This is a genomic window from Rhodopirellula islandica, assembly GCF_001027925.1.
GTDB lineage: Bacteria > Planctomycetota > Planctomycetia > Pirellulales > Pirellulaceae > Rhodopirellula > Rhodopirellula islandica.
The window spans coordinates 100,846-123,957 of record NZ_LECT01000054.1 but is presented as its reverse complement, the minus strand read 5'-3'; the positions used below and the strand labels follow the sequence as shown (position 1 = coordinate 123,957).

Annotated in this window: 13 protein-coding genes; 6 read left to right on the top strand and 7 right to left on the bottom strand. The window is 58.2% G+C overall.

Features of this window, described 5'->3' with window-relative positions; genetic code table 11:
* Window positions 1–6: 6 nt before the first annotated feature.
* From RISK_RS26445 to RISK_RS26430, 4 genes are all read right to left on the bottom strand, one after another.
* Window positions 7–483, bottom strand: coding sequence for a hypothetical protein (locus RISK_RS26445; protein ID WP_047817330.1), 477 nt, complete (start codon window positions 481–483; stop codon window positions 7–9).
* 40 nt (window positions 484–523) lie between these two features.
* A complete protein-coding gene (locus RISK_RS26440) occupies window positions 524–853 on the bottom strand; it encodes a hypothetical protein (protein WP_047817329.1) in 330 nt (109 codons plus the stop codon).
* A gap of 192 nt (window positions 854–1,045) precedes the next feature.
* Window positions 1,046–2,683 (bottom strand): helix-turn-helix domain-containing protein, encoded by a 1,638-nt coding sequence (locus tag RISK_RS26435; RefSeq protein WP_047817328.1) that lies wholly within the window; start codon window positions 2,681–2,683, stop codon window positions 1,046–1,048.
* Between the two features lie 132 nt (window positions 2,684–2,815).
* Entirely contained in the window at window positions 2,816–3,247 is a 432-nt protein-coding gene (locus tag RISK_RS26430) for a hypothetical protein (RefSeq protein WP_150122714.1), read from the bottom strand.
* A 355-nt stretch (window positions 3,248–3,602) separates the two neighbouring features.
* Here RISK_RS26430 and RISK_RS26425 point away from each other — a divergent pair, with 355 nt between their 5' ends.
* From RISK_RS26425 to RISK_RS26415, 3 genes are read left to right on the top strand one after another with little or no spacing between them, the layout of a single operon-like run.
* Entirely contained in the window at window positions 3,603–5,102 is a 1,500-nt protein-coding gene (locus RISK_RS26425; protein ID WP_047817326.1) for a MotA/TolQ/ExbB proton channel family protein, read from the top strand.
* Complete coding sequence (locus RISK_RS26420; RefSeq protein ID WP_047817325.1) at window positions 5,099–7,201, top strand: hypothetical protein; 2,103 nt, start codon at window positions 5,099–5,101, stop codon at window positions 7,199–7,201. Before RISK_RS26425 ends, RISK_RS26420 begins: the two co-directional genes overlap by 4 nt.
* Window positions 7,198–8,268, top strand: coding sequence for a hypothetical protein (locus RISK_RS26415; RefSeq protein WP_047817324.1), 1,071 nt, complete (start codon window positions 7,198–7,200; stop codon window positions 8,266–8,268). Before RISK_RS26420 ends, RISK_RS26415 begins: the two co-directional genes overlap by 4 nt.
* Before the next feature lie 737 nt (window positions 8,269–9,005).
* On the opposite strand, the gene RISK_RS26405 is transcribed toward RISK_RS26415, so the two are convergent.
* The 3 genes from RISK_RS26405 to RISK_RS26390 all read right to left on the bottom strand — a co-directional run bounded on the left by RISK_RS26405 (window position 9,006) and on the right by RISK_RS26390 (window position 16,999).
* The gene (locus RISK_RS26405; protein ID WP_047817322.1) at window positions 9,006–9,920 is read right to left on the bottom strand and encodes a lactate/malate dehydrogenase family protein; all 915 of its coding nucleotides are present in this window, start codon (window positions 9,918–9,920) and stop codon (window positions 9,006–9,008) included.
* 425 nt (window positions 9,921–10,345) lie between these two features.
* Window positions 10,346–12,124, bottom strand: coding sequence for a hypothetical protein (locus RISK_RS26395; protein WP_047817320.1), 1,779 nt, complete (start codon window positions 12,122–12,124; stop codon window positions 10,346–10,348).
* 312 nt (window positions 12,125–12,436) lie between these two features.
* The gene (locus RISK_RS26390) at window positions 12,437–16,999 is read right to left on the bottom strand and encodes an Ig-like domain-containing protein (protein WP_236696737.1); all 4,563 of its coding nucleotides are present in this window, start codon (window positions 16,997–16,999) and stop codon (window positions 12,437–12,439) included.
* Between the two features lie 592 nt (window positions 17,000–17,591).
* Between RISK_RS26390 and RISK_RS26380 the strand changes: the two genes are divergently transcribed.
* The 3 genes from RISK_RS26380 (at window position 17,592) to RISK_RS26370 (ending at window position 23,051) form a co-directional block, all read left to right on the top strand.
* Window positions 17,592–20,135 carry a S8 family peptidase gene (locus tag RISK_RS26380; RefSeq protein WP_047817317.1) on the top strand — a complete coding sequence of 848 codons (2,544 nt, stop codon included), beginning with the start codon at window positions 17,592–17,594 and terminating at the stop codon, window positions 20,133–20,135.
* A 305-nt stretch (window positions 20,136–20,440) separates the two neighbouring features.
* Window positions 20,441–21,160: a CerR family C-terminal domain-containing protein gene (locus RISK_RS26375; RefSeq protein ID WP_047817316.1), complete on the top strand. Its 720-nt coding sequence runs from the start codon at window positions 20,441–20,443 to the stop codon at window positions 21,158–21,160.
* Window positions 21,141–23,051 carry an HlyD family secretion protein gene (locus RISK_RS26370; protein WP_236696736.1) on the top strand — a complete coding sequence of 637 codons (1,911 nt, stop codon included), beginning with the start codon at window positions 21,141–21,143 and terminating at the stop codon, window positions 23,049–23,051. Before RISK_RS26375 ends, RISK_RS26370 begins: the two co-directional genes overlap by 20 nt.
* The last annotated feature ends 61 nt before the right edge of the window (window positions 23,052–23,112 follow it).

Below are 23,112 nucleotides of genomic sequence, written 5' to 3'. Positions count from 1 at the left end.
AAGCCGTCATCCCGTCAAGTCATCGTGAGACGGGACTTCGACGTTGAACTCAAATTGTTGCTGTCCCGGCAGTTGTTGCCGGATCTTCGCCATCAAAGTGCTCTCTCGTGAGAGGCGATCCTCGATCTCAGCGGCTCGGGGGTGGTCCGAGGCCACTCGAATCTCATCGCCGGACAACTGCAGATTCACTTCGGATCCGGGTGCCAATCCCATGTCTCGCAGGAATTTCCCCAGAGTTTCACGGATTGCCTGCAGACCACCCTCGGATTCGTTCGCAGCCGAACCGCCTTCACTTGCGGTGGCGGCAAAAATGTCCGCAAACGAATCGCCCGATTCCTTGGACTCACGCAGATTCTCAACCACGTCCCCCGCTGATTCGATCCACTGCGAGGCAACCTGCCCCGTTGCTTGGACGGCGCGGATCGCCAACCCCGAATAGATCGGCAGCGACATCAGCGGTAGCAATAGAGATCGGTGAGCCATCAAAGCCAGTCTTTCAAGCGAGAGGGTGCGGAGACGTCACTCAGTGTTTGTGCTGAGTCTCGAAGCCGTATTCCTTCAACCAGCTTTCCCACTTGTGGGCTTCTTCGTGCGTTTTCAGTTGCAACGTCTTCCATTCGACGCAGCGGTACTTCAGATCGTCGTGACCGTTGTGAGCGTGACGCTGAGTCTCGCATTTCAGGGTCTTCAGAGTCTTTTCGATCGTGTCAGCCGCTTTTTTATCGTGAATGTGCTTGGCTTTCCATTCTTTGCAGCGATAGTTCACGGTTTCGGCAGCCGAAACTTCTGCGGCGGACGGAGTGGCCAGCGAAAAACCAGCGACCATCAATGACAACAAAACCAGACGAAACATGGGGTGGGAATCCTGGGTAGGGAACACAAGGAGGGAAGTTCACAATGTGTTGATTACCCCACAATCCGTCCTCAGGTCAAGCCAAACTCGTTGCAGGACATCTCCCCGGCTGCCAGTCGGCTGCCAACGCGAGATTCGAATGTCCAGCCGTGTCCAATGCTCTGCTGGCTCAACCGCAACGAAAGGTCGGGATCACTGCCCCCAACCGGCCACGCTGATCAGCATGTCGGTCAGTGCGCTGACAGGAGCCGAGGGCTCCGCGTAGCTCCACATGTTGCGAACCAAGTCGGTCATCAACATGCCGCCCAAGCTCATCACGCTGAGGATCAGCAGCAGTCCAACGGTTTGAAGCAAGGTGAACGGGACTTCGTATCCGCCCCGCATGCCTGCACCCGCTGCTGCGACGGTTGCGTTTTCGTCAATCAAGCCGTCGTCGGCGTCCATCGGGTCGCCCAACGCGTCGACTTCCGCGACGTCATCGTCCATTGCGAAACCGCTGTCGCCAGCATCGCCGAAAGCGTCGACCTGATCGGCAGCGTCGAAATCCACTTCTTCAATGTCGACCGCTCCAGAGTCGACCACTTCGATCACTTGCGAAGCACTCTCCTCGTTGCCATCGAGCTGCATGCCCGAGGCCGACAATTGGAATTCGTCGTCGCCTTTGAAATCGATCCCCGATCCCATTTCGCTGGCGGGAACCAAGCCACTTCCACTGCGACCGCTGCCTGTTCCGGAGCCTTCATTCAGCTCGGCACCCAAATCCAACGCGGAAATGCTGCTGCCAGCCAGATCCAAGGGCTCACTTTCCAGTGACAAACCACTGTCGGAAGGGCTCATCAAGTTGATGCCACTGTCGCCGGCGATGGAAATGTCGCTGCCTGCACCGCTGACCACCAAGTCGTCGTCGTCATCCGCGATGATCAGATCGTCGTCATCAGCCAACGCGTCATCGACGCCGGACGAACCGCCTGATTCCACCGACATCAGCGAGCTGCCCAGCAAATCGCCGCTGCCCGATAGCAAACCGCTTCCGCCAGCATCGCCGGCCAACAAATCCAATTCACTCAAGACGTCACTGCCGGCGTGGCTTTTTGATTCGATGGCAGACGGGCTGCTGTCCAAATCGAGATCGCCCATCAATTCAAGGCTGCTGGCCTGTTCATCCGAGCCGATGTCACCGAGGTCCAGTTCCCCGTCGCTGTCTTCTCCGCCGATCCCCGACAAATCGGACTGACTTTTGGCTGGGGCACCGGGGGTGGTTCCTTTGACAGGTTCCAACGACAGGTCATCCGAATCGCTGTTCAGTTCCAAAGAACTCCCAAGGTTGAACTCGTCGCTATCACTGTCAGCTTGAGGCCCGGGGGTTGCGGATTCCAAGTCGATTTCCCCACTGTCGTGCGACAGGGCCGAACCGGAAAGATTCAGATCATCCAGATCGATCTTCAATGGCGCGTCGCTATCAGCTTTTCCACCAGGCACGATGGTCACGTCGCTGCCGTCACCCGAATCACCGGCGATCAGGTTGACGTCGCTGCCGCCCGCAAGGGAATCGATGTCCAGATCCAACCCACTGTCGTCGCTGGCCGAGTTGTCGCCACCGATCACAGATCCAATCTTGGATCCGCCACCGTCAACCGCCAAGATCCCGGATCCCAGTCCGGACATATTGGGTAGTTCGTCCTTCAGACGCTCGATCTCTGCCTCGGGGAACTTCCAGCTGGAACCATCGCGAAAGCCCCGGACCTGACCTTGGCTGCGAAGATCAATCAGTTTGTCGGCGGGAATTCCGAGTTGTTTGGCGGCGTCTTCGAGAGACAAATAAGAGGCCATGGCAACGCTGAGATGAGGATAGGGGGCGTCGAAAGTAGTCGTTTTGATGTAGCTTCCCTGCCATCCCCATCTTAATGGCCGTCGCGGCGAATCGCCAACAGAAACAGGCCGTTCAGATGCAGAATTGCCGCCTCAACGTGGTTTCGCGTTCCCTTGCATGCGACGAATGTCGTCCGGCAGGGGTGCCGTGGCGTTGAGTTCCAATGAAAAATCGGCATCGATAGCGCGGCTGCTCACCAGTCGGATCTCGCCATCGGGACCCACATGATACACCGCCATCCACAGTTTTCCTGTGTTTACCAAACTAATTACCTGCGTTCCCGATTCATCCACATGGGAAAATCCGATTATTTCGCCTGAAGCCCCCACGTCGCGTCCCGGGCGAGCCTGAATGAGTGTGGGATTCCCCTCCAACGGGCGAGCCCCGTCCAGCAGAGCCTCGGGTTGGCGAATGACGGGAGATTCTTGCGCGAACGCGTCGTCAGCGGAGTCCGAGGCCAAGCCCAGCCCGATCAACACGCCGAGTCCAACGCAAATCATCGAGGCAACCAGGTTCGTACGCACAGCGACTTCTCCAGAAAAGGACCGTTGAGGGAAGGATTTCCCAAGCATTGGGGGGGAGTCCACACAGCTCGTTACCCACTCTAGAACAGCGACTCGGTTCCGGTCCAGATCGCTCGGTTGCATAGCGGATCGATCTTCCTGGCAGAGCGTCCCAATGCCTACTCTCTGCGATTCAACATCAGGCGATTCACCACCAGCAGTTCTGCCCGGATCGCACCGTCGCGAAAACCGAATGTTAAAAAATGCGGATTCGATGGAGTTCGCCGGTTGTAACGGTCGATCCTAGCGACGTGGTGTGTGCGATCGGCTGTGCCGTTCCGCGCCATGAATCGCCGTTCCGTCCGGAAGGAGTCCGATGAAGCCTCACGATTTCAACGTCCACGACACGCTTTCTCCCGCGGATCACTGGGGAGAACCGGTGGAGCCTCCGACGGAATTGCAGGGCGTCGGGCAGGCTGCCGGCAAAAACACTGCTGCGACGTCTTCGACGACGGAGTCAGTGAACCTGGTCGATTCGCCTTCGATGTTTTCCAAAGTCGTCACCGCCGTCGGTCCGATTGGATTGGGCTTGGCCCTTTCCGCGGCGTTCTACGGCGTCGTGTTCGGTGCCAATTGGGCGCCGCTGAATCGCTACTTCCTCGGACACCCCGTGGCGGTCGCTGCGGCAATCCTGTTCTGCGTCGCCGTCGCGATTCTCGCGGTTCGCGCCGTGCAGATCGCTCGGGATCGGCACCAATTGGAATTGTTGCGTGATGAAGACCTGCTGGCACACTCGACGAGTGCCGCGTCGACCTCCCCCGCACAACGATGGTTGCAAGAAAATGACGCTGGGGCGATCGCTCGTGTCTGGCGCAAATCGTTGCGTTCGCTTCCGTCTGCAACACGAAACTCGCTGCTGGTTCGCCGTCTCAACGAAGTGCTGGGACGCCAATCCCATCGCAGCGGGACCGGCGATCTGCCGCAAGATTTGCGAGAGCTGTCCGAACGCGACGCGGATGCCGCTCACGATTCCTACGGCCTGATCCGGATCATCGTCTGGGCCATTCCGATGCTGGGATTTTTGGGGACGGTCATCGGGATCACCCAAACCCTCGGCGGTTTGGACTTCACCGACGGCACCGCCGCCGTGGATCGATTGAAAAGCGGACTGTATGTTGCCTTCGATACCACCGCCTTGGGTCTGGTGTTGTCGGTGCTGGCAATCTTCTTGCAGTTCCCCGTCGAACGCTCCCAACAAACCTTGCTGGCGGACGTCGACCAACGCGTTCGTGACTTGGTTTCGGAAGCATTGCCCAGTGACGATGCGGGCGACAGCCAAACCGCCTTGGTCACCCAGTTGTGCGACGGCATTCGCGTCGCCGTGCAGGAGTCGCTGGCAACGCAAGCCAAACTGTGGCGAGAGACAATCGAAGAGGCCCAAGCCTCCTGGCGAACGCAGCACAACGAAGGCTCCGAGCAATTCCGCAAATTGATGCAGGCCTCCCTGCAACCCGCACTGACCAGCCACGCGGATCGAATCGAAGCCACCGTCTCCCGCTTGGACACGATCGGAAACGGCGTCAGCCAGACGTTGCAGGATCAAACCAAGGCCTGGAACGACGCGATGCATACCACCGCGGTGGAAGTCCAAACGCATCGACGCACATTGATGACCCACACCGAAGCGATGACTGCGTTGGCCGCCCAACAAAGCCTGCAAACCAACCTCGACGCACCCGTCGTGGAATTGGATCCGGTGATGGGGGACGCGATGCGAACCTTGGCTCGCGCCGTTGATTCGTTGTCACAACGTTTGCCCGCCGCGAAGGTTCCTAGCGGCCGTGACGATTCCACCAACAACAGGCGTGCGGCATGAGTCGGCGACGCGCCTCGCTGTCTCCCTCGTTGTTCCCGTTCCTTGCGGTGCTGGTCTGCACGCTGGGTACCTTGATCCTGTTGTTGGCCCTGGTGGCCGAAAAAGCTCAGGACACCTCGGTCCCACAAGTTGCTCAGCAGGCGGGATCGGTCGCACCGGCGCTCGATGAACCAGTCGATGAAGATTCGTCGAACGGGAGCGGTGCGGACTCGCAGACAGACGCAGACGCTCGACCGGCCATGACAGCGGCTTCCGCCGACCAACTGCTTGAAGAAGAACAATTTCGCGTCGACCAATTGGTCGCTCACCGTGAAAAGCAAACGGGCAACGTGGAACGACGTCGCGATGAGTTGACGCAGATTCAAACGGCAACGCAAAAACTGCGTGAACGTTTGAAACAACTCAGCCAGGAAGTCGAGGCCGCCGTCACTCCCGACGAGGCAATCGAAGTCGACGAGCAAGCCATCGTGATGATGCGTGAAGAGATGGAAGCGTTGCGTCGCGAAATCGAAGAACTGGAACAAGTCAAATCCGGCGACAAACCGCGCGTTGTCATTGTGCCTCACCGCGGTCCCAATGGCACTGCTCGACGCCCCGTCTACGCCGAATGCGACGAACACGGGATCACGATTTGGCCCGAGGACACACGGATCACCTACACGCAATTGTTGGCGGGAGTTCAATCGGGATCACCGCGTAGCAATCCGTTGGATGCCGCGCTTCGAGTGGTGCGTCAGCACGCGATGCAAAACTATGGTGATTCCGTTCCGCCCTACCCTTTGTTGATCGTTCGCCCGGATGGGATTGAAACGTTCGTTGCCGCCCGAGCCGCGATGAAGGACTGGGATGACCAATACGGTTACGAATTGGTACCCGCCGAGGTTGATTTGGCGTTCCCCAAAGCGGACCGTGTCTTGAAGCCCAAGATTGAACTGGCTGTCCATGAAGCCGCCAATCGCAACCTCCATCAATACATCGGCGGTTCCGGCAGTGGACGCGGTGACGGTGGCAACGGAACCGGCCGCGGCAGTTTGAGTGGCGGCTCGATGCTTGGCGGTGCTTCGCAACCATCGTCCGGTGGGGAATTTGCAAACGCAGACACTTACAGTGCCAAACCAAGCACCGGTTCCGCTCCCTTCCGCGGCAACGTCACGGACAACACGTTCAGTGGGCAGGCCGCTGGAGCCACCTCACAACTCGGCGATCCAAGTGGCACGTCGAAGCAACAGACTCGCAAACCGCTGCCCACCTTGTCGGCGCGATCCCTTGACCGGCAAGCCAGAGCGAATGGATTCTTGGCACCTCGTGATGCGGGGCCTCCGTTGCCCGCGGGCGGTTTGGCAGAGCCGATTCCTGGATCCAGCCAATCCAGCTTCGGTGCCGTCAATTCCCGGTCCGATGCCCTGAATGACTACTTGGCTCAAAAGGACAATCCACTGCTGGACGATGCCCCAGGCAATTCCAGCCTCCCTCCGTCCGGCGCGGCAGGCTCCATGAGCGATCCATCCGCCGATGGCTCGGATGGCGAGTCCAATGCGGACGAAAGCGATCCTGATTTCCGTGGTTCCAGCTCGCCCGTCAACGGCGAACAAATTGCGGGGATGCAACAAGCAAGCGGTGGTCAATCCGCCTCTGCGTCCGTTTCGCAGTCGTCGGCTTCGCCCCCATCCTCGAACCAAGCTCCCGATTCGTCGAATCAAGCACCGCCGAGTGTCAACATGCAGTCCCAGCAGCAGGCATCCAACACGGTTCGCCGTGAAGGCAAAGACTGGGCACTGCCGCGTTCGATGGCTGGGATCAATGGAACTCAAGTCGTCCGTCCAATCGCGATGGTCTGCTACCACGATCGATACGAACTCGTTCAAAACAACACGGTTGTCGCCACGTTCCCATTCGAAAATGATTCGGTCTACAACGCGACGCTGAAGTTAGCGACCGCCGTCCGCGACCGAGTGGACGGTTGGGGAGCCACGCTCCCCGGAGGCCGTTGGCAACCTCGACTGGATGTCTTGGTTGCGCCCCATGCCGATCAACGTTTCCATGAATTGCAAACGTTGATGCACGACAGCGGCGTTGAAATCACGCGGAGGGTTCGATGAGTCGACGCAGACGCACGACATTGGAACTCGGTCACGATGCCTTCTTGGACATTGTTGCCAACCTCGTTGGGATTCTGATCATCCTGGTGGTGGTGCTGGGAACCCAGACACAACGGATCACCCGTGCGTTGACGTCGCCCGACGAAATCGCTCAAAAACCTGGTGAGCTGGTTTCGCCCGAGGAACCGCTTCCGCCGCAACCCAAGCTGGCAAGCGATGCGCAGCTTTCACAACTGGCGCAAGTGGCCATGCGAGCCGCGTCGGCACAACGCGAATCCATGCGTCTGGAGAACATGGTCAAGCGCTATGACGCGGAATTGGAACAAACCAAACGTGAACGTGGTGCCCTGCTGGACCTGTTGACCTTGGCCGAAGAAGCCTGGGCTGAAAAGCAAAAGCAACTTGACCAAACCAAGGTCAAGGCAGCCAAACTCGGTCGCGAAATGCGAGAGGTCAGCTCCAGCCTGGCGGCATTGGCCGGCACCAAGGAACGGCTCGAAAACCAAGAGTCGCCCGTGGTCGCGGTGGAACACCTCCCGACCCCCATGGCCAAAACCGTCTTCGGCGATGAGATCCATTTGCGACTGAAGAACGACCGAGTCTCTGTCGTTCCGATCGAACCGCTGCTCAAAGCCATCAAAGAAGACTTTGGCCGTGTCATCCGTGGTTCACGAGACGGACGTTCCTCGTCCGCCGTCGGCCCCATTCGCGGGTACGTCGCGCACTACGCGATGGACAAATCCTCCGGGCGAGTCACCCAGGGTGGCAAGACTTCGATGGGCACCCGGGTTCAACTGGCAGGCATGGTCATCGAACCACTCGAAGAACCACACGGGCAGCCGATTGATCAAGTCCTCACATCCAGCCGATTGCTCGACGTCGAACTGGCAGGGCGAGACCCATCCAAAACGACCATCACGGTCTGGGTTTACCCCGAGAGTTTCGCCGCGTTTCGAACGTTGAAAGAACACTTGTACCGACGCGGCTTCGCAACCGCGGCGCGGCCTTTGCCGTCTGACCGAGCGATCACGGGCGGTCCCACTGGTTCTCGCTCGCAAGCTCAATGAGGTGGACTCCCCACTGCGTTGTGAGAAGTCGCGCCGTTTTCTGAGACCGCGCTTCGGCGGATTTCCACATGGCGCACCTCTCCCGAAACGAAGTTGGGGGAGTGGTCGAGCGACGCCGTTCAGGCGTACGTGAGGGTGAGGGCCGGGTATGGGAAGCGGCGCGCACTGCCCTCCCCCGGAAATCTCGCTCAACGCTCGCTTTCCGCCCCCTCCCGCTGAGGACGTTCGAAAAACAAATGGTGGCTAGCGTCTGGGTTTCGCCCCGGATGGGGCCGTCGTGGGAGTTGGGGGCGTCCCTCGCTCACGCTTTTTGAAGTTGCGATTTTTCCTCGAATGGCCAACGGCCAAATTCAATTCAAAACGTGTGAGTTGATGTTGGCCGTTGGCCAACCAATTCCCCTTCATTCTCGATCCCTGGGGCGATGCCCCAGGCTACGATGACGAAGGCCTTTGGCCAAGAAAACCGAATGCAAAAAGCGCAACTTCAAAATGCCAGAGCGAGGTCCGAGGGCAAGAAGCAGTCCAGAACCTCGGTTTCCGGATGTTCGATCAGTTGGTTGCTGGAGTGGAGCAAGATAATTCAAACGGTTGGAACTTGGCTTGGTTGCGATGAAGTTTGGCAATCCTGAACTGCCCGACGGAACAGTTGAGGACAACTGTTCTACTCGGATCCTCCAACGTGTCATGCCCAAAGGACTCGTTGCCTCGTCCACTACGACAGGGATTCCGTGCGTTGCTTAGCAACCGCTTTCCATTTCCGCCAACGTTTGCTTGACGACCTCGGCCGAATGGCGGAACGCCGCCTGTTCATCGTCGGACAAAGTTGGACGCAACACGCGAGTGATTCCCTGGCGTCCGATGACTGCCGGCAAAGACAGGCAAACGTCTTTCACGCCCAAGTATCCATTGACCAACACACTGACCGGCAGGGTGTGTCGCAGGTCATAAACAATGCTGTCCAGGATGGTGATCGTCGCCATGGCGATCCCGTACGAGGTGTGTCCTTTCAGACGAAACACCTCGTATCCCATCGCTTTGGTTTCTTCGAACATTCGCCGGGACGTGTCGCTGGGGTAGAACCGTTCGCCACCTGTCATCGCGATGGATGATGCGGCAAATTGTGAATCACCGTGCTCGCCCAATATGTACGCACGGATGTCTTCGGCGTGGATTTGCAATTCGGTCGACAACAACGCTCGATATCGAATGCTGTCCACCAACGTTCCTGTGCCGATGACGCGAGTGGAATCGAACCCTGTCAACCGGATGGTTTCGTAGGCCAAGGCGTCGACCGGGTTGCTGACCATCACAATGATCGCGTTGGGGCTCGCCTTGGCGAGCGCCGGCATCCATTCCCGAAGGATGGGCATGTTGTCCTGGCCCATTTGCAAACGTGTTTGACCGGGATACCGAAATGGAACCGAGGCGGTGAACACGATCACATCGGAATCTTTCGAATCTGCGATTTCCCCCGCCCAGATTTTCATGTTGCTGTTGACGAGCGCCGCGGCGTGCGTCAAATCCATCGCGTCCCCTTGGGCCTTCTCGCGTGAACGATTGAGCAGCAACAATTCGCTGGCCAGAGGATTGATCGTCAATCCAAATGCAATCGCGGACCCAACCCGTCCTGTGCCAACCAATGTGATCTTCATGCGATTCATCCTTTGCGATGTCCAGTTCGGTTCATTCTAAGCAGGCCTGCAGAGGTCTTCGGGTATGGGAGCCGTTTGGCGTTCGCCACGGTCCTCAAGCACAACCGGAGCGAACACCCAAACGGCTCACATGGTTGCCCCCCATGACTCCTGCCGACCTGCTTCACGCCGCCAAGTCGCGTATCCGAACCAAGCCTTTCGTGCTCGGCAATGCCCCGCCGGACAGGGCCGGTTCCAACGGAGCGAATCCCCGGGCTTCCAACCACATGCGGGGAAGAAGACTGACCTTGGAACTGCGGGCAGAGAGCAGACAAATTGCAACCGAGAACGAAAAAAGGCCAGCAACCCGAAGATTGCTGGCCTCATTCGAACTCACGTGAACGTGAGAGATGGTTTCAATTCGACCGACGGTCGAAGGTCGCTCTTCAGCAGCCACAGCCCGATGCAACTGGTGCGGCCGAACCGCATCCGCTGCATCCGCCACAACCAGCTCCGCCGTTTCCGGCAGCCGATCCACATCCGCTCGAAACGGGGACTTCAACCGTTTGAGGAACCATGATCGTCTTGGTGACTTCGACTTCTTTTTCAACTTGGACTGGCACGCAAACGGTGTAGTCTTCGGTCTTTTCTTCGTTGACTTGGTCCATCACGGTGACGGTGTAAGGGACTTCTTCGGTGACGGTGTCACACTCGGTGACGGTGTACTCACGGGTCTTGGCTTCAGGAACCATGACGGTGACTTCACGAGTCCGAGCTTCCGTTGTCATGGTCGTTTGAGGAACCATGCGAGTGCGAGTTTCGGCAACCATCGTGCACACTTCTTTCGAACGTGTACGAGTTTCGCTGGTGTAGCTGGTGCGTTGCTCTTTGCGAACACGTTGTTCGGTGCGGCACTTGGTGACTTGGTACTCTTGCGTCCGTTGTTCTTGACGGCAACGACGAACAGGGATCTGACGAGTGCGAACTTCACGTGTCATGCGAGTCACTGGAACCATACGAGTACGGGTTTCCAAGTGGCATTTGGTGACGTTGACCATGCGGGTCTTTGTTTCGTTGCGGTACTTGCAAACCGTCACAGGACGGGTGCGAGTTTCGGTGCGGCACTTGTTCACGGTGTACGTGTAAGGCTCTTCCGAACGTTCGCTGACGTACTCGGTGTAAGGAACTTCTTCGCTGACCAAGTTAGGAACCCAAACGCGTTTGGTGATCGTTTGAGTGCATCCGCCACAGCTGCTGCCACATCCGCATGCGTCGGAGCATCCGCCGCACGATCCGCATCCACCACAGCTCGATCCACAACCGTTGCCGGCAGGAACTTCTTCGGTCACACACTGGAAGCTACCCATGTCTTTGCAGACAGTGCGGGTCTTGGTGACAGGAACGCGTTTGCAAACGGTACGCGAAGCGGTCAAGGTTTCCGTGTAAGGAACTTGAACGGTGTAGGTTTGCTCAACCGTTTCGGTGTAAGGCACGCGAACGGTGTAGGTTTGTGCAACTTGCTCGGTGGTTGGGACGCGAACGGTGTAGGTACGCTCGACGTTTTCCGTCACAGGAACGCAAACCGAGTAGTTCTTTTCGACCATTTCGGTGTAAGGAACGTTGACGGTGTAAGTGCGAGTCGCGGTTTCGGTGTAAGGAACCTGAACCGAGTAAGGCACTTCGACTTCGGTCGTGACAGGAACTTGAACCGTGTAGGTTTCTTCCACGGTGCTCGTCTTCGGAACCATCACGGTGTAAGTCTGTTCGACTTCATTCGTGACAGGAACTTGAACGCTGTATTCTTCGGTCTTGGTCGATGGGACCATGACGGTGTAGTTCTCAGTCTTCACGACTTGGCGAGGAACTTGCTTGGTCACCATCCGAGTGCGAGTTTCAGTGCGAGGCACTGATTTCACAACGGTGTAGTTGCGTTGACGCGTTTCTTGCCGCATCTCCGTCACGGTGACCATCTGTTTTTCGGTAACCTGTTGAGGCACCATGATGGTTTGAGTCGTCATGGCAGGACCACAACCTTCGGCAACCGCGGCGTGAGCAACTGCAGCGTCAGCAGCAGGAGCACCTTCCGCAGGCGATGCTGAAACGACGGCACCACAACCACCACAGGCGGGAGCAGGAACAGGGGCGCCACAACATTGAGCGTTGGCGGTCGTGCCGTAAGCCATTGCGGTCAGTGCAATCGCGAACGAATAGAACAACTTCTTCACAGGGATACCTCAAGAGATTCGAAAAGAGCGATGGCCATGACAAACATGAACCCATCAGCTTGGACGGTTGGTTTTGCCGGAGCCCGAGTCGAACTCCACGTCGCAACTTATATAACTCGCACTCGGGGGGATCGAAATTGATTCCGATCAGGTAGTTCGAATCAAGTCCGGAAAGCTCACCGGTCGCGTCATCCGCACCGGTTGTGACGATTCCCCGGACTCCGGAGGTGATCAACTCGGTGAACATCACAAAAAAACCCCGCCGGATTCAACCGACGGGGCTTTCGTTGTTCTCAAGGTTCGGATTCGAACTCAGCTGTTGCCGAGGATCATGTCGATCGCGTCACGGAACGCAGGGTATTCACTCTCGACCAAATCTTCGAGGCTGGCATCGAAGTCGAAGTCATTGACTCCGCCGAGCAATTGAACCGCGGTTCCACTCGCGTTGACTCGCAGGTGTTCGCCACTCACTTGTGCCGTTCGCACATCGCCATCTTCTTCGATGATGGTGAGCAACGCCGCGTCGTTGTTCCGATTCATGGCCAATTCCGCGTACTCGACGCCTTCAAAGCCGCTGCCGGCCAAGAACATCGATTGACCGCCACCACTGCCGAATGAAACAAATCCGCCTTCGCCATCTTCAACGCCTTCGGGAACACCGCTGCCGCCGTTGGTGTTGGTCGACAGAATCGAGCTGTTGCCTTGGCCGGCGTCACCCAAACTTGCGAACGCGAACGTTCCCACAGGTGAGGCTCCGCCTTCCGATCCGATTTCAATCGGGATGATCCCGTCCGCTGCCTCTCCGGCCGCAACCGCATTGTTAGGCAGGATGTAGATCACTTGGTAACTACCCGGTGCAACGTCCTCAAAGGTGTATTCACCGTCCAGGTTCGTCAGAACAACCAAGTCAACGTCTTCGCCGAGTTCATTGTCGCTGGCAGGTGAGACCAAGCGGACTGCGACACCACCCAAGGCGGTTTCACCAGAATCGCGAACCCCATTGCGGACTGGATCAGCACCGTGGTCGATCACATCCCGAATGTTGGTGATCGCATCAACGAACAACTGACCCGACACAACCGAGGGGCTGAAGTCATTGACGGTGACTTCGACTGTTGCGGTGTCCGTCGACTGACCATCGCTCAGTTGATAGGTGATCGTCACGGTACCGACAAAGTCCGTGTCGGGCGTGAAGACCAATTCGTTGTCGGCGTTGACAGTGACTGTTCCGTCAGCAGGCTGAGTTGGCACCGAAACCGTCGCGGTTTGGTTCTCGTTGGCTGGTCCGAGCGAGTCGTTCGACAAGACGTCGATCGTCACCGCACGGTTGCGTACCGTGGTTGCGGTGTCGTTGCCGGCAACCGGAGCATCGTTCACTCCCGCCACAGAGATGCTGATCGTCCCCGTGTCAGTGGCACCTTGTGAGTTGGTGACTGTGTAAACCAGGGAATCGCTTCCGAAGTAGTCCGCGTCAGGCGTGTACGACAAGGTCGAGTTGGTCAGATCCCCGGAAGTGCCGCTGACACTGGCGTTGCCATTGACAGGCGAGGTGCTGATCGAGATCGTTGCCGAGTCCCCCGCGTCCAAGTTGATCAACGTCGACAGATCCAACGTGACCGTTCCGGCATCTTCCGTGGCCGACAACGAACCGTTGTTAGCAACCGGTGGCGAAACCACGTCGGTGACATTGACGGTGACCGTTGCGGTGGTCGTCCGGTCGCCGTCGGTGACTTGGTAGGTGAATGAGTCGACCCCGTTGTAGTCCGTGTTGGGCGTGTAACGAATCACGCCGTTCCCCAGAGCAGTGGCCGATCCATTGCTAGGATTGACTGCCACCGTGATGGTCAATCCGGTGCTGTCGACATCCGCGACGTTGCCATTCAGATCGATTTCAATGCTGTTGTCTTCCAACACGGTGACGGTCCGATCCGTCGCTGTGGGGGCATCGTTGACGGGCGTCACGTTGATCGTGATGGTGCCCTCATCGGACAACTGCGTGCCTTGCGTGCTGGTCGCACGGTAGACGATCGTCGCGGTGCCGTTGGCGTTCAGAACCGGAGTGAAGGTCAATGTTCCGTTGGCTGCAACCGCGGAAGTTCCAATCGCGTCGGTGCCGCTGACCTTGCTGAACGTGACCGTGTCGCTGCCTTCCAGGGTGACAAAGCTGCTCAGGTCGATGGTCAATGTCCCGGAATCTTCATCGACGGTTTCCGAACCGTTGCCGGCAACCGGAGCGTCCAAGACATCCTGAATGTCAATGTTCACAACAGCGGTTGAGGTACCGCCCTGGCCGTCGCTGATGGTGTAGCTGAACGAGTCATCGCCTTCGGAAACAGAACGGGTCGAGGTGTAGCTGATTCGCGTGCCATTCTCGGTGATCGTCGCCGTTCCCAAGGGAGGCTGGGTCACGGAGGTGATGGTCAACACACCGTTTTCGCCGGGACCGTCGAAATCATTCGCGAGCACATCCAGCGTGACCGTCGCACCTTCGTTGACAGGGAAATCATCCGAGGTGGCAGTCAAATCGGTGTTGTCAGCAGTGATATTGACGGTGATGACGCCGGTGTCACTGCCAACGTCATTGCTGGCCGTGTAGGTGATCGTCGTGGTGCCAAAGTCATCTTGAGCGGGGGTGAACAAGATTTGGTCGCCACTGAAGTCGACGCTTCCGTTGCCGCTCGTGATCACGGCGTTGTCCAGCGTGAACGTGCTGCCACCGGTGTTGATGGTGATCAGGTTGTCGGCGCTGAGGTCAGCGACCAAGACTTCACTGGTGGTCCCGCCACCGTTGTCTTCATCGATCGTGACGGTCTTGTTCGCGGCGTTGATGCCAACTTGGCTGTTCGTGACCGTCACCACCACGTTCGCTGTTGCGGTCAGGGTTCCGTCAGCCACGGTGTAGGTGAAGGAATCGGTTCCGGAATAACCAGCCGCAGCGGTGTAGCTGATCTCACCATTGGAGATGATGGCTGTTCCACCGTTGACGGTGGTGATCGTGGTCGCTGGGTCTTGCAACACCAAGTCAGCGATGTCCTCACCTGGTCCTGCGGAATCATTTGCCAAGACGTCGATCGAAACCGACTCGCCCTGTTCCACGTTGGCGGTGTCGTCGACCAAGGTCGGTGCATCGTTCACACCCGCGATGGTGGCCGCAATGGTGCCGGTGACCGTGTCGGTGCCGTCGCTGGCGGTGTAAACCAATTGATCGCCGGTTCCGAACGCGTCTGCGTCAGGCGTGTAAGTGACGATGCTGCCACTGAGAGTGAAGTCGCCTAGGTTTTCGGTTTCCGACGAGATGGCGTAGGTCGTTCCCGCGGGGTTGCCCGAGTTCAGCGTTGCCAGATCGATCGTCGTCGCAGCGTCGTCTTCGGTCAGGCTGAGGGTGCTGTTGGCAGCCGTCAATCCGGAGCTCACACCAGTGACATTCAGGATGAATCGCGATGATGCGTCCAACTGAATCATGTCATCCGGCACGCTTTCATTGCCGACTTCCGTGCCGTAAATCAGAACCTTGTCGCCCTCATCGGGCACGTCCAGGCTGACCGCCAACCCAGTGGTGGGTGCGACCGCGCGGACGGGAATGCTGAAGACGTCGTAAGCGAGAGCAGGATTGAACTCGGATCCCAACTCATCGGGAATGTTGTTCGTTGGGCCGAGGGCACCGATTTCGTCGAACAAGTCAACGGGCCCACTGCCCAAGTCTTGATTCAGTTCGAAGGAACCAAAGACGCGGTTCTTGCCGTAGATTTGGGCGTTGTCCGCATTGCGGCTGTTCAGTTCCAACGCTGCCAAGATAGGTGCGCTGTTGAACGAGCCGTCTGCGTTCTTGACGTCGACCTGCCCCACGTTGACCGGCCCTGCCGATCCAGACAACAGCACACTGACCTGCAATTGAGGAACATCGACGTTGATCAAATCCATGCCGCTGTAGGTGATGTCCAGCGTGAACGCTCCGCCACCGCTGGGTCCACCCGAGTTCGAGTCGGTATTCGCACTGATGTTGATGTCGTCGACCGAATCAACCAAAGGACTCAATTCAACAATCACTTCCGCCAGATTGGCCTCGGTCGCTGCATTGTTGGCTCCTAAGAAATCGAGCAAGTTCTTCGTGGTCGTCGTCCCTGAACCGTCCGCATAGGAGAAGGTGACCGTGTCGGTAGCACCAGCATCAGAGAAAATGGTGTTGTCAAACACGACCTGTTGCAGCTCACCGACGGCTGGTTCCAGCACACCCGACTGATCGGCGATGATGTCGGTCACAGCACGGAAGACACCCGTTTCCATCCGCGAGCGAAGGTCTTTGACGCCAACTTCCAGCTTGAAGACTTCGTTGACATCGACGTTGTAGGTCAGTTCGACGTTGTCGTCAGGCAGGACATCAGTTGCTCCGGTCGTGTTATCAACCAGCGTGTCATCCAGGTTACGAGCCGCCAACACGAACTCGACCAAGGGCATGTCCGCTTCGCCTTCGCCCCGGTTCAGAGCGTTGATCACGCTCAAGGCGTCCAAGGCTGTCACGCGATTGTCACCGGTCACATCGACAAAACCAGTGAATTCATCGCCTTCGGTCAGGGCTTCGCCTTCCCCACGGCTGTTGAGGTGATTGATCACCATCAAGGCGTCCAACGCCGTCACATATTTATTGTTGTCAACATCGTAGGCCCGCCAGTAATTGTGGGCGACCGCGTGAGTGCTCTCTTCCTGAGGAGCCGTGTCAACCACCGACGGAACGTCACCAGCCAGCAATTGTCGGGCTTCCAGCGATTCGCTGAGCAATCGACGCTTGTTGGAACGGTTAGCACGCGACCGGTCTTCGCTTCGCTTTCGTGATGACGACGGGCTCACGCTGCGAAGCAGTTGACGCAGATTTTTCATCTGTTTTCTCGGCAATTCGAATGGTTGGGCTGGGTCGATGTGATGGGTCTTCGCATTCGTCAAAACGCCCCGATATCGACGGGCATTTCAGCGATCCGCGCAAAGTTAGAACGGGCTCCCGCAAACCGCTTCCACGGCCGGGACCGCCAGCGTAATCCAAAAACTTTGGGCGGGTGCGAAATTTTGAAAAGCAAGTCCATCTTACCTAGCCCACCGTCTTTATCAATCTTTGCTTCAGTGGAGCGAACAAAAACGTGGGGCTGGTCGCGGTTGGACGGATTGTGCGGCCGAATAGTTCCAGTTTGACTCACCAAAAACCAAAAAATTGACGACAAGCGGCTCCACACCCCCTCCTCCATCCAATCGATTCTGATTGCCCGACCCTCACAACTCACAACTCGCTGGTCCGCCACGGCACAGATCGAACGCCCCATCCACTCAAAAACTCCCCCTCGGATTCCAGGCGTTTCAAAGCGTCCCCTGAATCCAGCCCCGCACTTTTCGCCCCCCAAGTTTCGAGGCTGCCGGCAACATTCTGTGACCTACCCTTCAAAAACTCACTCCGTGCCAGCCAATCGATCCGACCTATCTGATGTCACACCGTTCAACTTCGCCATTGAGTCCCACTCAAACGGATTCCGACGCTTTGGAATTGCCGACACCGGCGATCCAACCCTGCGAAGAACGTTTGGCTCTGTCGGCCTCGTTGATGGGAGCTTGGTTGGCAGATTGGGCGGATCCAATCCAACCCCTGCCAGCGTGTTCTGCCGATCATTGGGCGTCCCCCTCCACGGACGCTTCGGCCCCCACCGAAATCCCCATCGCGGCGGCGATTGTCCCTGCCCCCGCGATCGCGGAAAACGAATCCCCTGTTCTTGGTCCCTCGCTCCCGGACACTGCTCTCAATTCGCAGCCGGACGCTTCCCCGGGCAGCCTGACCCCGACCAACGATACGACGCTCAATTTCAATACCCTCCTCGAAGGGCAGTCGGCGGGTTCGCTTTTTGAGCAAGCCCAATCACTTCGTCAAAACGGAGGACTGCTCGGCGAAAGCTCGTTCGGCAGCAACTGGGACGGCAGCGGCCAAACCATCGCAGTCATCGACAGTGGCATCGCCTACGACCACGTGGCGTTGGGCGGAGGCTACGGCCCCGGCTATCGGGTCGTCGGTGGCTATGACTTCGCTGAAAATGATGACAACCCGTACGATGACGCGCCTGCCGGATACCACGGGTCCCACGTCGCTGGGCTGATCGCTGGAAACGGCAACCTGGATTCGGGAGAGGCCTTCCAAGGACTCGCGCCCGGCGCTGACTTGGTCGGACTGCGCGTCTTTGACGACGCCGGCAACGGCAACCTGCAGTGGATCGAGTCCGCTCTGCAATGGGTGATTGAAAACCACGACACGTTCGAGAATCCGATCACCACCGTCAACATGTCGCTCGGCACCGAACTGACCGATGCCAATCGATTCGACGCAATGGGAATGCTGGAAGACGAACTGCAAACGCTCTATGAAGCCAACATCATGGTTTTCGCGGCAGCAGGCAACTCCTTCGGCACGATGGACCATGGCACCGCCGACGAGTTGATGTACCCCGCGTCCAGCCAATACGTCGTGGGCGTCGGATCCGTGGACGCCAATGATGTCCTGAGCAGTTTCTCCCAGCGTGAAGACGGCATCCTGGCCACCGGCGGACAAGCGATCCGAAGCAGCGTCCCCGAACATGTTTATGGCGCAGATGGATTTGTCAATGACTACGCGCTGCTCAGTGGCACCAGCATGGCCAGCCCTCAAATCGCGGGTGCGTCGGTCTTGGTTCGCCAAGCCATGACGGATGCAGGCATGTCGCCCACCGTCGATTCCATCCTGGCTCGACTGCAGGAGACCGCCGATCAACACACCGATCCAGTCACTGGAATGGAATACCAAACCCTGAATCTGGAAGCCGCGCTCGCGTTCTCGGTCTCAGAACCTGAACCCACCCCTTCCCCCGACCCAACTCCCAATCCGACACCGACTCCCGAGCCAGTCCCCACTCCAACGCCAGACCCCACACCAACGCCTCCCAGCGAGCCAGCGAGCTCTTCGCTCAGCGAATACCAAGGCACCTCGGGATCCGATGAAGTTGTCTTGGACCTGCGAGACCTCTCCTCGATCACAAACGGTGGCGTCGACGGGAAAACACTGCTTTCCGATGCAAGCGGCAACTACACGCTCGATACAACGCAAACCATCGTCATTGACGGCGGTGCCGGTGGCGACGTGCTTCGAATCATGGGATCGGCCGAAGCCGAGAGCCTGCTCCTTCGCCCACCGACCAGCGAAGATGGGATCAGCCGTTTGACCTTCCTCGGCGGCGTCATCGAAATTCGCGGCTTTGAAAACATCACCTTCGTCGGCGGCGGCGGACTCGATCTGGCGACCATGTACGACAGCACCGGCGACGACGTGCTGACCGCCTCCAGCCAGACCGCTCGCATGTCCGGCGCTGGCTTTGAATTCCGCGTCGACAACGTTCCCAAACTCTTCGCCCACGCCACCTCCGGCGGTGACGACACCGCGCATTTGAACGATTCCGCCGGCGACGATCGCTTGGTCATCCGGCCACAATTCAGCTCGCTTCGCAACGACACACAGACGCAAGCCGTGTTTGGATTCGAACGCGTCTATGCTTATGCCGAAGCGGGTGGCCACGACACCGCCGACCTCGGGGATTCCGCCTCCGACGACGTGATGTCGATTTCACAAACCCGCGCGACGATCAGCAGCAGCGGCTATCGAGCCACCGCGATCGGCTTCGACGATGTCACCGCCAAAGCATCCGCTGGCGGCGATGACACCGTTCGAATCTATGTCACTCAACCCGGCGGCACCTGGCACACCACCGATTCACTGACCCAGTGGAACGGGGCCGACGGGACCTCGCGAATTGCTCGTGGGTTCGAACACAGCGAAACCTTTGAGCGAATTGAATCCGCCTCGCTATCGACGGACGAACCAGTGCCCGCAGGCGAACCGTTGTACGCAGGCGATCCTCCGTCAGCAGCCAGCGTCTTGCCCAAACCGCTGGCCAACCCATTCGATGAAGACGCCCACCGCGACGCACTTCGCCGCATGTTTGAAACCCTCTGAGGTGGCGTGGCTCGTTCAGTGCCTTGTTTCGCCCACAAAATGTCGTGAGCGGCACCCAGCCTCCGAACTTGCGTGACGGCCCCCCGCTCTTCCAGGTGGCTGGACCCCACCAACAGATCGAGCGACTCGATTCAATTCGATACGGAAACCGACTTGCGTTCTCAACGGTCGCTTTGCAAAGTGATCCGGTCAAACAGAAGGCCAATCCGCGATCGAGCCCTCCCGATTTAAACACTTGTTTAAAACGACTGTTTAAATCATGATTGCGGCAACCGTTCTGCCCGAGACTCTCGTCCCGCTGCTTCATGACTGAATCCCCCGCTCCCGCAACGATCGACCCGACCCAACGTTTGCTGGCGGCCGCTGGCCCCGTCTTTGCCGAGCGAGGTTTCGATCGCGCGACGGTCCGAGAGATTGCCAACGTCGCTGATGTCAATGTGGCCGCGGTCAGCTATTACTTCGGTGACAAGATGGGCCTGTACCGCGCTGTCATCACCGCCATCCGGGAGAAACGCGAGCGTGCCTACCCGACGCCTGAAGTTGGCAAACAGACCCCACAACAGGATCTGGAACGGCTGATCCGCACCCTGCTCTCACGCATGCTCGCCGCCGACGAAACCGGTTGGGAAGCGATGTTGATGATGCGCGAGATGCAGACCCCAACGCCCGCCTTCGAAGGCATGATCCACGGGTATTTCCAACCGCTCTACGAAGCGCTTTGCAAAACCATCGAGTCCTTGCTGCCACCGCTTGATTCAAAGTCCGCGTGGCAAACCAGCGCCCTGGTGCCCCAGATGGCTCTCGGCGTGGTCGGTCAATGCCTTCACTACCGGATCGGGCGCCCCGTGATGGCACATTTGATCTCACCCAAATTGATTCAAACCCACTACGGGTTGGATTCATTGTGCAATCAGATCACCGCGTCCACGCTGGCAGCGTGTGGCGATCTAACTGTGATCGATCAATACAAGCTTCTCTTCCCATCGCCGCTCAACGAGCCTCACGATGTCTCTTGTCAACAATAACGAGTCGACGCCCACGATGACCGACGAAGAAACTTCCGCTGAGGCCAAAACCTCACTGGATTCGACATCGTCCGTGCCGGCGAAAACGGATCCGCCACGCTCGCCGTACGAATCCGGGATCGAAGTCGACTCGACTCGCCGGGACGACAACGTTGTCCAGCTCGTCGATTCGTCCAACACGATGCAGTGGGTGCTGTTCAACATCGGTGCGCCGCTGTTGCTGCTCGCCGTGGCCGGTGGCTTGGTCTACGCACTCGGGTCGGTCCAACCCTCGACCCGTCCGCCTGCCGACAACACACTCGCCGGACGACTCCAAGCCTTGCCGGCCGTGGATGTGGTTCCGATTCAGTCGCTCGCAGACAGCGGCCAGATCCTGCACCTGAACACCGACGGCACCGTCGTCCCGTTTCGCGAAGTCATTCTGGCAACTGAAGTCGCCGGCCGCATTGTCGAAAAGTCGCCGCAATGCGAAGCCGGCCAATACGTCACCGCTGGCACCGTGCTGATGCGGATTGATCCGACCGATTACGAACTCACCGTGCGTCGCTTGGAACAAACTCAGCAATCCGAATATGAAGCGATCAACGAAGTCGACCAGGAACTGATCAACGCGGCTCGTTTGTTGGAAATTGCCAACGCAGACATCGAGCTCCAAAGCCGCGAAGCCAAACGCCTGGATTCATTGCCAGAAGACTTTGCCGCCCGCCGCGACGTCGACGCGGCACGCCGAGGCGTCTTGCAAGCCGAACAGCAAAAGGTGACGGTCCAAAACCAAATTGATTTGCTGAAGAAACGACGCACCCGATTGGAACTGGCCGAACAGCTTGCTGCCACGCAACTCAAACAAGCCAGCATCGATCTGCAACGGACTGAAATCCGAGCCCCGATCGACGGGGTCATCGCCAGCGAACAAGCCGAACTGAACACATTCGTTTCCCGCGGCAATCCCGTCGTCACGATGGAAGACACTTCCAAGGTTGAAGTGGCCACCAGTCTGCGAACCGACCAACTGTACTGGGTGCTGAATCAGAAAACGACGCAATCCCCCATGGAAGAATTGAACGCACCCGCCAACGGCGCTCACCGCGGTTACAAGTTGCCGCCCACGGAAGTGAAGGTGCAATACCAACTGTCCGGCCGCGACGATGTGACGTACGTCTGGGATGGCCAGTTGACCGGCTATGACGGCATTGGGCTGGACGAACAAACTCGGACCGTCCCCGTTCGAGTGGTTGTCGACCAACCTCAGATGTTTGAAATCCAACGCCGAATTGACGATGAGTCGCTCGCCCCGACCACTTCCGAAAACGTCGTTTCGACCGGCCCCACCGCGCTCGTGCGTGGCATGTTCGTGCGTTTGCAATTGCAACTGCACCCCGCTGTGCCACTTGTCATCCTGCCGTCCGAAGCCCTCAAGCCGGGCAATCGGGTTTGGGAATTCATCCCCGACGATTCCGTTCTGGACCTTCCGGCACTCGACGAAAAAACCGCTGACGCCGAGGGTCCAAACTCGGAACAGACGGCCGAAACCGTCGCCGATTCAGAAACGAATCTCGCGGACAACGTCGCCAAGCAGGGCGACGACGAATCAGACGCACCACAGGCCGATTCGGAACTTGCCTTCGTGGCTGAAAATTGGTCCGCGGGACGCTTGGTGATTCGCCATGACGTTCGCCCCATCGATTTGTTGACGGCGGTCGGTGGAAGCTCCGATCAGTGGATCTGCGAAGTGCCGAACCAATCGGTCACCGGCAACAGCTTTGTGGTTGTCTCACCACTGGGCAGCATCGAAGCGGACACGTTCCCAGTTCGCGCCCCCAAGCGAAATCTGACGCCACCAATCGATGCAAAATCGGACGCGTCTCTGACCGCAGCAATCACCGATCTTTGACGCCGCCGAACCTGGACAGCGATCCATACTCCTCTGGAGTTTCGATCCCCTGAGAAAGCGA

Bases quoted from the DNA above. Each gene is read 5' to 3' on its own strand.
- RISK_RS26445 (WP_047817330.1), bottom strand. From the start codon at position 483: ATGGCTCACCGATCTCTATTGCTACCGCTGATGTCGCTGCCGATCTAT.
- RISK_RS26440 (WP_047817329.1), bottom strand. From the start codon at position 853: ATGTTTCGTCTGGTTTTGTTGTCATTGATGGTCGCTGGTTTTTCGCTG.
- RISK_RS26435 (WP_047817328.1), bottom strand. From the start codon at position 2,683: ATGGCCTCTTATTTGTCTCTCGAAGACGCCGCCAAACAACTCGGAATT.
- RISK_RS26425 (WP_047817326.1), top strand. From the start codon at position 3,603: ATGAAGCCTCACGATTTCAACGTCCACGACACGCTTTCTCCCGCGGAT.
- RISK_RS26420 (WP_047817325.1), top strand. From the start codon at position 5,099: ATGAGTCGGCGACGCGCCTCGCTGTCTCCCTCGTTGTTCCCGTTCCTT.
- RISK_RS26415 (WP_047817324.1), top strand. From the start codon at position 7,198: ATGAGTCGACGCAGACGCACGACATTGGAACTCGGTCACGATGCCTTC.
- RISK_RS26405 (WP_047817322.1), bottom strand. From the start codon at position 9,920: ATGAAGATCACATTGGTTGGCACAGGACGGGTTGGGTCCGCGATTGCA.
- RISK_RS26390 (WP_236696737.1), bottom strand. From the start codon at position 16,999: ATGAAAAATCTGCGTCAACTGCTTCGCAGCGTGAGCCCGTCGTCATCA.
- RISK_RS26380 (WP_047817317.1), top strand. From the start codon at position 17,592: ATGTCACACCGTTCAACTTCGCCATTGAGTCCCACTCAAACGGATTCC.
- RISK_RS26375 (WP_047817316.1), top strand. From the start codon at position 20,441: ATGACTGAATCCCCCGCTCCCGCAACGATCGACCCGACCCAACGTTTG.
- RISK_RS26370 (WP_236696736.1), top strand. From the start codon at position 21,141: ATGTCTCTTGTCAACAATAACGAGTCGACGCCCACGATGACCGACGAA.